At 35.2% G+C, this 11,442-nt stretch carries 13 protein-coding genes; 7 read left to right on the forward strand and 6 right to left on the reverse strand.

Annotation, left to right across the window (positions count from 1 at the left end; genetic code table 11):
• Positions 1-102 precede the first annotated feature (102 nt).
• Positions 103-708, reverse strand: a complete 606-nt coding sequence (locus tag Q0794_RS17675; protein WP_298944136.1) for a short chain dehydrogenase — start codon at positions 706-708, stop codon at positions 103-105.
• A gap of 140 nt (positions 709-848) precedes the next feature.
• Between Q0794_RS17675 and Q0794_RS17680 the strand changes: the two genes are divergently transcribed.
• Positions 849-1,736 (forward strand): LysR family transcriptional regulator, encoded by an 888-nt coding sequence (locus tag Q0794_RS17680; protein ID WP_298944138.1) that lies wholly within the window; start codon positions 849-851, stop codon positions 1,734-1,736.
• 531 nt (positions 1,737-2,267) lie between these two features.
• On the opposite strand, the gene Q0794_RS17685 is transcribed toward Q0794_RS17680, so the two are convergent.
• Positions 2,268-4,046 carry a diguanylate cyclase gene (locus Q0794_RS17685; RefSeq protein WP_298944139.1) on the reverse strand — a complete coding sequence of 593 codons (1,779 nt, stop codon included), beginning with the start codon at positions 4,044-4,046 and terminating at the stop codon, positions 2,268-2,270.
• 406 nt (positions 4,047-4,452) lie between these two features.
• Here Q0794_RS17685 and Q0794_RS17690 point away from each other — a divergent pair, with 406 nt between their 5' ends.
• From Q0794_RS17690 to Q0794_RS17700, 3 genes are read left to right on the forward strand one after another with little or no spacing between them, the layout of a single operon-like run.
• Positions 4,453-5,190 (forward strand): hypothetical protein, encoded by a 738-nt coding sequence (locus Q0794_RS17690; protein WP_298944141.1) that lies wholly within the window; start codon positions 4,453-4,455, stop codon positions 5,188-5,190.
• Positions 5,191-5,209: 19 nt separating this feature from the next.
• Complete coding sequence (locus Q0794_RS17695) at positions 5,210-5,764, forward strand: LemA family protein (protein ID WP_298944143.1); 555 nt, start codon at positions 5,210-5,212, stop codon at positions 5,762-5,764.
• Positions 5,765-5,786: 22 nt separating this feature from the next.
• A complete protein-coding gene (locus Q0794_RS17700; protein WP_298944145.1) occupies positions 5,787-6,116 on the forward strand; it encodes a hypothetical protein in 330 nt (109 codons plus the stop codon).
• 243 nt (positions 6,117-6,359) lie between these two features.
• Here the strand turns inward: Q0794_RS17700 and Q0794_RS17705 are convergent, their stop codons facing one another.
• Positions 6,360-7,235 carry a GyrI-like domain-containing protein gene (locus Q0794_RS17705; protein WP_298944147.1) on the reverse strand — a complete coding sequence of 292 codons (876 nt, stop codon included), beginning with the start codon at positions 7,233-7,235 and terminating at the stop codon, positions 6,360-6,362.
• A 106-nt stretch (positions 7,236-7,341) separates the two neighbouring features.
• Here Q0794_RS17705 and Q0794_RS17710 point away from each other — a divergent pair, with 106 nt between their 5' ends.
• Genes Q0794_RS17710 through Q0794_RS17720 form a run of 3 tightly spaced genes read left to right on the forward strand, consistent with a single transcriptional unit; the run spans position 7,342 to position 8,493 of the window.
• Positions 7,342-7,797: an aminotransferase class I/II-fold pyridoxal phosphate-dependent enzyme gene (locus tag Q0794_RS17710; RefSeq protein ID WP_298944149.1), complete on the forward strand. Its 456-nt coding sequence runs from the start codon at positions 7,342-7,344 to the stop codon at positions 7,795-7,797.
• Between the two features lie 12 nt (positions 7,798-7,809).
• The gene (locus Q0794_RS17715) at positions 7,810-7,959 is read left to right on the forward strand and encodes a hypothetical protein (protein ID WP_298944151.1); all 150 of its coding nucleotides are present in this window, start codon (positions 7,810-7,812) and stop codon (positions 7,957-7,959) included.
• A gap of 36 nt (positions 7,960-7,995) precedes the next feature.
• Positions 7,996-8,493 (forward strand): aminotransferase class I/II-fold pyridoxal phosphate-dependent enzyme, encoded by a 498-nt coding sequence (locus Q0794_RS17720; RefSeq protein ID WP_298944153.1) that lies wholly within the window; start codon positions 7,996-7,998, stop codon positions 8,491-8,493.
• A 111-nt stretch (positions 8,494-8,604) separates the two neighbouring features.
• Here Q0794_RS17720 and Q0794_RS17725 read toward each other — a convergent pair whose 3' ends face one another.
• The 3 genes from Q0794_RS17725 to Q0794_RS17735 all read right to left on the reverse strand — a co-directional run bounded on the left by Q0794_RS17725 (position 8,605) and on the right by Q0794_RS17735 (position 10,873).
• Positions 8,605-9,363 (reverse strand): hypothetical protein, encoded by a 759-nt coding sequence (locus Q0794_RS17725; protein ID WP_298944155.1) that lies wholly within the window; start codon positions 9,361-9,363, stop codon positions 8,605-8,607.
• Positions 9,364-9,777: 414 nt separating this feature from the next.
• Positions 9,778-10,368 (reverse strand): DUF3157 family protein, encoded by a 591-nt coding sequence (locus Q0794_RS17730; protein WP_298944156.1) that lies wholly within the window; start codon positions 10,366-10,368, stop codon positions 9,778-9,780.
• Positions 10,369-10,615: 247 nt separating this feature from the next.
• Positions 10,616-10,873, reverse strand: a complete 258-nt coding sequence (locus Q0794_RS17735; RefSeq protein ID WP_298944158.1) for a hypothetical protein — start codon at positions 10,871-10,873, stop codon at positions 10,616-10,618.
• Positions 10,874-11,442: the final 569 nt, after the last annotated feature.

Genomic DNA, 11,442 nt, shown 5'->3' on the forward strand with positions numbered 1-11,442 from the left:
GTGTTTAAAATCATCTAAAAATCGATATCCTGTTGCAAAAAGTAAATATGCCGTTCACCTTAAGTGAACGGCATTAACCCAAATGGATCGCTTTTAACTTATTTAAGCATCAACAACAATGACTTCACCATTAATGAAACCATCAACTGATCGCTCAAACGCTTTACCAACTAACTTCCCTGGTACGGGTTCAAAGCCAGGCATCATTTCTCCGTAGACATCCCATGCTTCAACTAACACAGTTGGATTGACTACATTGATACGTATATTTCTTGGCATTTCTAATGAAACAATTTTAACGAAGGTATCGATTGCACCACTCGTTGTTGCATCTGCAATAGCGTAAGGGATAGGTTTTTTATTTAAAATACCACTAATTAAAGTAAATGAGCCTGCATCTTTGATGTATTCTTGGCCAATACGTACTAAGTTAATTTGGCCCATCATTTTACTCATCACGGTGGTCATCCATTGTGCCTCAGTCATCTCTGTGAAATTAGCATATTCACAAAAGCCAACAGTATTAACAACCGCGTCAAAAGCACCTACTTTTTCATAAAGCGCTCTAATTGATTGTTCATTGGTTATATCTACAATGTGGTCAACATCGCCAGAGCGACCTGCTGTAATAACATTATGATTGCCTAAACCAGTTAACGCGGCTTGACCCATTTTACCTAGTGCACCAATTAAAATTACTGTTTTCATTTTCTTCTCCGTTGATTTATTTTGATGGGATGATATTAAGCAAAAAATTAAACAATTAAAAACAAACCTTTTTTGTTAGTGTTACAGGTATTAATGGTTAAGTGTTATGTTATAAATAACATAACAAGAGAGAGATAAATTTGAGTAAATTAGATAGATTAGATATTAAGCAGCTACGTGTGTTTCAAGCGATAATTCGTGAGCAAAGCGCATCGAAAGCAGCAGCTCAATTGGGGCTTACACAGCAAGCCGTGAGCGAACACTTAAAAAAATTACGCGATGTTTTTGAAGATAGGTTGTTTCTTCGAAAAACCAGTGGATTTATTGCTACCCCCTTTGCACAAACGCTATCTGTTAGTGTTGATAAACTACTTAATGATTTTAATGCTTTATTATCACCTACCCACTTTGACCCTAATACTGTCGAAGGGACATTTGTTATTGCTGCAACCGATTATGCACAGCAAATAGTATTGCCTGCGTTGATTTCAATAATAAGGATACAAGCGCCTAATTTAAAATTGATAGTCAGAGATTTTGAAATTGATAAGCTCAATGAATTGATGGAAAGTGGCAACGTTAACTTAGCGATTGCATTTCCGGATTATATTCCGGATAGCTATCCTATTTTAAAATTATTTGAAGAGCACCATGTTTGTGTCGCATCACCGGGGGCTTCTATTTTACAAAGTCAACCCTCGTTAGCTGAGGTTGCTAACTATCCAAGCATAATCGCATCTCCTTCAAGGCCTAACTTTAAAGGCTCTATTGATGATTGGTTCAAAACATTTGGTTTCAAAAGAAATGTAGTGGTTTCCGCACCTTGTTTTTCAATTGTGCCAATGTACCTTGAAACAACGGACTCTATTGCTTTTTTGCCCTCTCGTGCAATTAAAGGATTGGATTTAATTGAAATAAAACTTGAAGAGTCTCCCGATAAATTCGATGTTATCGCTGCTTGGCATCCGCGCTACAGTGAAGATGCGTTGCAACGTTGGGTGATATCAATGCTTCAAGTTGAGCTATAGATATTAATCTTCGTGTGACCGAAAAGTAGTCACATCAATTTAGCTTTATATCAAGACTTTGGGCATAATCACATTCTAAAAATACGGTATCAGTTCCTGAAAGTTGTGAGCTAGATTGCTTCTTGTAGATTATCAAAAGGAGCGATTTGTTCATAAATAAGAAGTAGCGTTTATCTACGTTGAACTATGCAAATAGTTATTCAGGTAACAAGAAAAATAAGAGCTAAAATGCTGTCGAATTTGAAATAAAGTATTGAACACCCACTAGTTAATCGAAATAAAATAAAATCAAAGCTTTAGGCTGTAAAGTCGATAGGTGTCCAGCAACTTTCCTTTTAGTTCTTTTCTTTGTATTGTGCTTTCTTGTTAAATTAGTAAGAGTGTACTATCTGTTCAAAAAAGTTTTTAAAATGAGTACTTGGCTGAGCAGTTTTTAGTTATCATTCTAGTTGGTAATATTAAGTTCTACCTTCAAAGTTGAATCTGCCCAATAACGAATTCATTCATTTAGCTTGTTAGTCTTTTTCATTTTTATTCACTTATCACTTTATTTCTTCCTGTATTTTTTGCTTGGTATAACCGTTTATCAGCCAGATTAATAATGTCAGGTGCAGTTAAAGTAGGATTGTTTTTAAGACCTACAACCCCAAAGCTCATGGTGATGTGCTGGTCATTAAGTACAGGAGTATTAGCAAACTCTTGACGAATTTTATTGATTCTTTCAATCGCTTTTTCTTTATCGAGATTAACAAAAACTAATACAAACTCTTCACCGCCATAACGCGCCAAAATATCTTTATCTGACCTTGTATACTTCTTCATGCTTTCGGCTACCGATACTAACGTGTTATCTCCTGCAGTATGTCCAAAGGTATCATTAATTTGCTTGAAGTAGTCTATATCAGCAATTACAAAGGTTAGAGGGGTCTGATTTTTTTTGGCTAATGTAAGTGCTGCATCAAAAGCTGTATTAAATCCTCGTCGGTTAGTTAAGTGGGTGAGTTCATCGGTCAGTGAGCTTTCAAGTAAGTGATGATTTTCATCTTGTAGGTCTGAAGTTCGCTCTGATACTTTTTTCTCTAAATGTTGCAACGTATCCTGTAGATTTTCTGCCATCAAATGTAAACCTTTGCTTAATGATTTAATTTCTCGTATTTTACTCAATGGTTGAGGTAACGATAAAATACTTTCTATGCGTTTGTCATTAGTGGCTTGATTCAATTGCTGAATAGGCTTTCCAATATACCAAGCAATAGCAGAACCAATGAAGGCAATACAAGCAAATAACATCAATGTAATGAAAATAGTTATTTCAGTATATTCGGCTAATATGCCTTTATGGTGAGAGGAAGGAATGATGATGCCGATTAACCAGGTTTTTCCATATTTTAATGTAACCGGTCTTACATGGTATAAAAAATCTTCTCCGCTACCTTCACTATTTAAATGATAAGAGCCTGTATGTAAAAATTTACTAGCCATTTGAAATAGTGAATTGGGGTGATCTTTAAGATGCACTCTCGTATAACCTTTGTCTGATCTTTCAAACAAAGCTTCTTTACCAGAAGAGGCAATAAGAGCACCATTTTTCTCGGCTAGAAATACGTAGGCGTTATCAACTAATGTCAACGACTCTAAGTAATTATCTAACTCAATAAGGGCAATGCTGGTAGCGGTAACCCCTAATAATTTTCCACCTGAGGCATAAATTGGAGCAGACAATCCTATGCCCAATGTTGGATACCCATAATAAGGGGAAATATCGCTCCAGGTAATCGTTTCAGCTTTTAGCGCATCTTGATAGAAGGGTCTTACTCTTGGATCGTAACTAAAGGTCGGATCCGTGATTATTTTATCGCCGATACCTTTGTATCGGTCATAATAAAAACCTTCTATCGTAAAGGGTTGATTGATGAAATTAGCTGCAATGTTGTGTTTTGTTTCTCGAATAGGATCCCGAGCAGAAGCTATATACTTACCTTGGACAGTCGCTAAGGAAATAAAGGTCATCTGTTGATGAGGCGTAGCTTGTTCATAAAGCCGTAAGGAAAGGGGGGTCAAGTTACTAAGCATTTCAGGACGATTTGAAAAAGCATTTAAGTTAATTTCTAAGATGTCGTTCACGGGAGACATAAAATCTGACACTCTATCCTCAATACGATTTTCGACCTCATTGATATATTGTTCACCAATATTGTTGGCGATATTAGAAATAGTAACCGTTGAAAAGAAATACATAATGCTGCCAGAAATCAAGGTTAATAAAACAAAGGGTGTAATGATTAACCAACGTAGTGGAATAGATGTCACAGGTAATTCTCTCTAATCTTGAAATTTAATAAATACTGAAACCAATGAATAAGTTATTAAATATATACACAATTTAAATATATGCATAATTTTGGGGTGTTTTTTGATTAATAATTAACTTTGTAGTCTATGGTTCAGAACCTGCTGACATAGAAAGTCTCATCCTTATGGGGACACCAAGTTATGAGATTTTTCTAGCAAATTATGAGCACGGTGTATCTGTTTCATGAATGTATATAATATCGAAAATAAAATGTTGATTACCTTGGTAATGTCTTGTCCATGATATAAAAAATATTTATTTATGATTTCCTTGTTATGCAATTATAATTAATAGATAATCTTATTTTTAATCAATGACTTGCTAAAATTATTTATCAGTTATTTATACGCATAAGGTTTTATTTTGAATAAAAGATCTAAAAGCACTCAACTGTTTTATATCGTTGTAACTGTATTGTTTTTGGCTTTTTTCCTTTTCAGTTCTATCTCTTTAATATTTCTAGTTTTTTTAGGTGCTTTTGTCATTAGCCTTTTTGAGCTGACAACAAAAAGACAGTTTTTAAAACTACAAACTATTTTACCCACTTCTAAAATAAGATCCTTAGCAATGGGGTTGGTAGAAATAAGCGGCTCAACAAGCTGTAATGAGTTAATCCAACCTAGAATAGGTGATAAAAAATGCATTGCATATCACTATCAGGTTCACAAAAAGGTCAAAGATGCAGATGGACATTATTCAAGTCAGTTAATTGAAGAAGATAAAAAAATAGCTCCGTTTTCAATAAAAGATAAAACAGGAAGTGTTGATGTTAGTACTAAGCATTTAGATTTTCTATGGCTACCTGAAGAGAGATCTTATTCAATAGGTAATCTATATTATACGCAAACTATTCTTATGCCTGATGTACAGGTGTTATTGATTGGTAAAGCGGTGAATTTGAACGGTAGAATAATGATTGAAAAAGACAGTATAAATGGTGTGTTTAATTTAACACGTGTCTCGTCAATTAATAAATGGACTTATTATAAGCCATTGCTAAATTCATTATATCTATTTTTAGGATTGATTTGTTTAGTTACCATCTTCATTGTAATGGCCGATGTGAATGTGAATGACAATCTTGTTATTTACCACTTTTAATCTCTTATTTGGATAGTTTATGACTGATTTATTTATAATATTTATTATTGTCTTTATCATTTTTTTAACGTGTAAATTTTTCATAAATATTTATAACCGTCTAGTCATGCTTAAATTTAATACGGATAAGGCATTTGCTAATATTGACATTTTATTAATGCAACGTGCCGATGAAATACCTAATTTAGTTAAGGTATTGGATAAACATACAACATATGAAAAAGACACTCTACAACGTCTCACTGAATTGAGAACTCGTTGTAAATCAGTCTCTAATCAAGATGAAAAGGTGGCTACACATAATGAAATGACATCTTTGCTAGGAGGTGTGATGGCGGTTTATGAAAATTATCCTGAACTTAAATCTAATGCTTCTTTTTTAGCATTACAACAAAGAGTCTCTGCGTTAGAGGATAATATTAGTGATCGGAGAGAGTTCTTTAATGAAAGTATTAATTTATACAATATTGGAACTAAACAGTTTCCTGATTTATTGTTAGCTAAACTTATGAGTTTTGAGTTGAAATCTTTACTTATAGTAACTGACGAAGAGAAGCGATACGATGGAATTTAATTTTACGCTACATCGTTATCTTGTGGATTTTATAAATAGTGACGGGGCCGGTGTTCTTCTCATTGCTATGTGTTGCTTTGGTATCGCATTACTACTTGCCGTCATTGCGATGTTAACCTACCCCCTAAGACACTTCAAAACGCTTTACTACATGATTATATTACCTCCTTTTTTAACTTGGTTACCAAGTTGCTTTGTAGCTGCAATATTATTTGCATTGGATATTGAAGTGATTAAAACGCTTACGGTGATCGCTGCAATGTATCTGTTAATATTGAGTTATTGCCTAGTAAATATGAATCTATTAATGCAGTATCTAAACTCTTTTGGTGAGGATCCTGAAAATGAGTAATAAAATGTCAATATTAGATCTATCAATTTAAATTTAGTGCATACAACATAAACTATTATTATTAGATCTGGACAGCCATCTATTTGAATAATTGCCATCGTTTATTATGGCTCAATCTCGCTAATCACAAGTATCATTATCTGATACACCTTATTGGTCACAAACTAATTAATCGAAATAAAGTCAAAGGTTTAGGATGTTAAATCGATGGGTTCCAGCACTTTTTTCGAACAAATGAATCACTTAACGAAATAATGAAATCGGTAAGCAAAAATTCAATATAAATTCCTCGCCTTCCGTTAAAAATTGATTCTTCTGATAATGAACATAAGCAGGTGTAGACTGCATTTTATAACCGGAATTAGGTAACCAATGCTCCAATATATGACTTAACTGCGGTAATAGTTCTCCATACTTTCCCTCTAATTTAAATACAGCATGTAACCCTGCAGGAATGGTCATGCTATTAACAACACCTCTACGTAAAATAGGATAATCGATTTCAACACAAGCAACATAACGACACTTATTTAGCTCAACCCATGTCGGGTTAGAATGATGTAAGCCAAATTGTTCTGAAAAGTTACGCTCTTCTATATTCGCCCATGCCTTTAATGTGTGCCATGCATTTGCTATCGAGCGGTCGTAGCCTTGATGCCTTACATAAGCAACATGCCGCGCAGGTAGTTCGACTAATTTATGCTTTGGTGTTTCCATCTGATATAAACGTTGATAATTAGCTGCAATCTCTTGATCCACCAATAATGATTTACGCTGGTATTGATGATCATGATTACGCCATTGTCCCGGCGACATAGAAAAAGTAGATTTAAAAGCACGACTAAATGATGAAAGAGATGAAAAACCAGATTTATTAGCAATATCCAAAATAGACGATTTACTATCAAACATCAGTTGATTCGCTGCAAACTCCATCCGAATTCGACGAATATAAAAGTGAACAGATTCACCCACGACTGATTTAAAAAGTCGATGAAAATGTTGCTCTGAATACGCAGCAATATTGGCGAGGTCTTTCGCTAATAAAGGATGACTTATATCTTGATGAATGAAATAAAGCACATCGTTAATACGTGAAGTATGTTGATTTGTATTCATCGCAACCTTATAAAAGCATAAATGGACCTATTAATTAGCATAAATGGACAAACATTTTAAAGCAACTGATTATATCCTTTAAAACATAATTAAAGGAGCAAATAACATGATGTTAGCTAAGTCGTTACAAAATATTAAACCCTCTTATATTCGCGAAATTTTAAGCGTTGCAAACTCAAAAGATATTATTTCTTTGGCTGGCGGTTTACCTGATCAAGCGACGTTTCCACTCGCGTTAATGCAAGATTCATTAAACAACTTAACGAATTTACCGTCATTATTTCAGTACGGTAACACCGCAGGCTATGCGCCATTACTTAGCTATTTTAAAAGACATTATCAAATCCCGTCATCACATGATGCGATCGTCTGTACTGGCTCACAACAAGGTTTAGACCTTATTGCTCGTGCATTTGTTAACCCTCACGATAAAGTGGTTATGGAAGCTCCCAGTTACTTAGGAGCGATTCAAGTTTTTGGTCTTGCACAAGCTAAAATTGAAAGCGTTTCACAACAAGCAGATGGGCCAAATTTACAAGCATTAGAAGCTTGTTTTGCATAAAAAGACATTACTTTGTTTTACGCTGTACCTGATTTTCACAATCCAACGGGTGTTTGTTGGTCGTTAGCGGTACGCAAAAAGGTAGGACAACTATGCCAACAGTACAATGTCACCTTAATTGAAGATGCACCTTATCGAGAACTTAGATTCAGCGGTCATTAATTACCGTTAGCCTCAAGTTTTTGCCCTGATCATTCATTGGTATTACGCTCCTTTTCAAAAATAGCAACGCCGGGAATAAGGTTAGGTTTAGTCAGTGGGAAGTCTGATTGGATAGCAGCACTTAATACCGTTAAACAAGCCGCAGATTTACATTCAAGTATACCAATGCAAGCCGTCTTATTGGATTTACTACAACATCAAGAGTTTCCTAATCATCTAGAACAATTACGCAACCTTTACCATGAACGATGCCAAGTATTAATTCACCTTTTAACGCATGAACTACCTTCATATTGCAAAGTGAATAAAGTCGATGGAGGTATGTTTGTTTGGTTGTTATTACCAAGTTGCGATGTGGATGCATTGGCTAAAAGTGCTTTAACAAAAGGTGTTGCAGTCGTACCCAGTTCGGTTTTCTATCACCAAGAAACAAAAAACGAATCCGCATTACGTTTAAATTTCACCAATGCGAATACAGAAGAATTAACGGAAGCTGTTAAACGTTTAGCCAAAGTGATAAAAGACTACTGCTAACAAATAAAAAAGTATTGGGCACCTATTATTTAATCGCAATTAAATCAAATGTTTAGGGCGTAAATTCAATGGGTGAACAGCACTTTTTTGCGTGGGCATATATTCTGTTGATTATTCATGCAGCTGTCTATACTGATTTAAATTGATGACATTATTTGTTGTGTATTCAGTTTCAGACTGCGGCGAAAACGTTTTTAACCAATAAGCAAAGAAGGCTTTATTAGGTTGGAAGTAGTCTTTCTCACCGTTTCTTCTTCTTAATATATTGGAAGCGGTTACGCTAAACATCAGACAGTCTAACCTTTCAGTGATGTGGCCTTGTCGTTCAACCAAGGCTTGTAAGTGCCACACGACGTCGTTGATATGTGATTGAACACTCCTGTCACCGCGCTGATGGAAAATACAGGTATTAATTAAAGCATCATACTGTTCGATATAACGAGTCGCCTCTGTCTGATCCATTTTACCGTTATTAACCTCTTCTACATCAAATCCTTCTTTATCGACCCATTCTTTATCAACCCATTCTTTATCAACTAAATAACGAAAATTAGCCTTTAGCAGTGTTTCAAAGTTATTCAGAAAATCAATGTCATCGCCTTTTTTACCTGCAGGAAATATCACGCAATAGCGGGTGTGATGGTCCATCACTAACAGATATTTTTTACGCTTTATCGACACACAATGAACTATCCATTGCCATTGAAAGCCACCGTTTTCTTGTGGGTCTACATCATCAGGAAAAATAGGTGTAGAGACTGACTCGCTAATGGTTTTATGCGGCGCAGGTTCAATGCAGGAGAATTTTTCACCTTGGCGTGTCACGGTAAAAAATTCAGAGGCTGCTTTAGTACAGTTAAAAATTAACATTAGATTTCACCTGTAGGTTGTTGGTTTTGATTATTTTTTGTGTCGATGACAGTGCGTTATCCGCCATTATGAGCCTCTGTTTCTTCATATTAAGTATTTCCCTTAAATATTAGATCTTATCGCTAGACGGCAAGTTTTTCTAGCTCATGAGCATAGTACTCTATGCCAATACCTTATAAATAGTGAGCTAGCAAGCCGTAGCCAGCTAATCTCCACCAATGCGACAAGCGCATCGTTCACAGGAAAATCCGGCATTTTCCTGTGAGTCATTGCTGCATCAATGTCTTTTGTTGTTGTTCGCTCTTATTTGGAATGTTAAGAATAAGCTCAGACACAACTCCCCAATCAGCTCTCGGCATTGTCGAACCTGTAGATTTACATGTTAAAAATTAATATGATCTTTTGATAGGGCGCTTAACGAGTTTCAACTTCAACCACCTTCAAACTCAGTAATTTATTAGTCCAATTAGCTTTGTTGATTCCATCAATCCAAACAACTCGACTATTTTTAGGCTCCCCTTTACGTAAATAGGTATCAGGTAATCTATAGCTTGCTTGCCAAACATTGATGTTTTTTTCTGTTATTTTATTACCATTATCATCATAAAAACTGACCGCTACCTTAACAATAACCACGCCATCAGCATTATTACTGGATAATGTAAATTTTAAACCAAGCGCTTGATCCTGCCAAACAGAATCACTATAAGTTACTTTGACACCATATTTAACCGCTGTATTTAATAACCCAGAGCGTAAGAGTGAGGCTTGATCGGCATTAGAAGGGGTTACCACGTTCGAATCAGTCATCTTTGATGGAATAGTCTTATTCGTTTCATTCAAAGCCTTAGTATTAATGGCGATATATTCCCAAGTGTGATCATCATGCAGTAACACTGTGGCGCCATTATCAAGCGTAACCGTGCCAATGCTAGCAGCGGACAATCCTAACGTGACAGAGCTGAGTAATAAAAAGAGTGTGTATTGTCGATAATGAAAAGGCATAAATTTCAACTTTTATAATTTGATTTGATATGAAGCATACAGGACATTTATATGATCAATCAAAATCACTGTACCGCAGCATAGAGGCCAAGATGGAAATAGGAATATCGGAATGTGTTAGGCATCCAAATTATTGATAGGTTTATCGCTTATAAAATATAATGCTAGTCACAAATAAACCATCAAACAAACTATAGAAAATAGATCTAAACCCGTTGGCTGAGCTTCATTCAATTATCCAGAAACGTTACTCGACTGACTCATTACTAATAGATAACTCGATTTGCTCTACGTAATTTTTTGTTGATAACAATGGCAGTGGACGACCCAAATTAAAGAAGGCATTAACATGTTTGATAGCGGGTAACTTTCCACTCTCTTTAAATACTGCCGTTGTTGTCGCTTTAAGTTCTACTAAATTAATGCGATGTTCAGCACCGAATGTTTCAACTGGTTTATATGTCGTTTTTTGTGACAAAATATTTGCGAAATCACTGTATCCCATTTTTATCCCCTTAAATCTCATTGTTATTTTTGATTATTGCGTTAACTCATCTTAATAAGCAAACTTACAAAAATTAAGCCTGCTAAAACGCCTCTAATTTTGAGACGTGATATTAACAGAGTTCCAATCGTTACGTTACTTTTTGAAATACTAAAAATCAATTAGCAGCGATGACGTGGGGCGTAAATTATCTTGTTTATTTGGCACCATTGCATAATGAGCTGGCTCAGTTAATAGCTTCGCTTTTAAACTTGAGAGAGACTTAGAGACTTAGAGACTTAGTTAGTGGAAAGCCAATTGAGATTTATTGGAAAATGACTTGATCGTTACTTAAAAGTGCTTGAATAAATTACCTTATAATAAGCTCACATTTTATAATCCACATCATATTGTCAGCTCCCTTGTGATGTTATCTAAATCACTCTCTATTCATAGATAATACGTGCTTAGATCACGTCATAACAACAATTAGGGCCAATTCAACCCCTAGCCCTACGGCTAGCGCATTTTAATCCCACTCTCCAACAGGGTTGAACGATATTTATCATCTAACCCTGCCATTTTCTTTT

It is taken from the genome of uncultured Psychromonas sp. (assembly GCF_947489755.1).
GTDB lineage: Bacteria > Pseudomonadota > Gammaproteobacteria > Enterobacterales > Psychromonadaceae > Psychromonas.

Coding starts and splice junctions, on each gene's coding strand:
- Q0794_RS17675 (WP_298944136.1), bottom strand. CDS start 708: ATGAAAACAGTAATTTTAATTGGTGCACTAGGTAAAATGGGTCAAGCC.
- Q0794_RS17730 (WP_298944156.1), bottom strand. CDS start 10,368: ATGCCTTTTCATTATCGACAATACACACTCTTTTTATTACTCAGCTCT.
- Q0794_RS17705 (WP_298944147.1), bottom strand. CDS start 7,235: ATGAATACAAATCAACATACTTCACGTATTAACGATGTGCTTTATTTC.
- Q0794_RS17695 (WP_298944143.1), top strand. CDS start 5,210: ATGACTGATTTATTTATAATATTTATTATTGTCTTTATCATTTTTTTA.
- Q0794_RS17725 (WP_298944155.1), bottom strand. CDS start 9,363: ATGTTAATTTTTAACTGTACTAAAGCAGCCTCTGAATTTTTTACCGTG.
- Q0794_RS17710 (WP_298944149.1), top strand. CDS start 7,342: ATGATGTTAGCTAAGTCGTTACAAAATATTAAACCCTCTTATATTCGC.
- Q0794_RS17735 (WP_298944158.1), bottom strand. CDS start 10,873: ATGGGATACAGTGATTTCGCAAATATTTTGTCACAAAAAACGACATAT.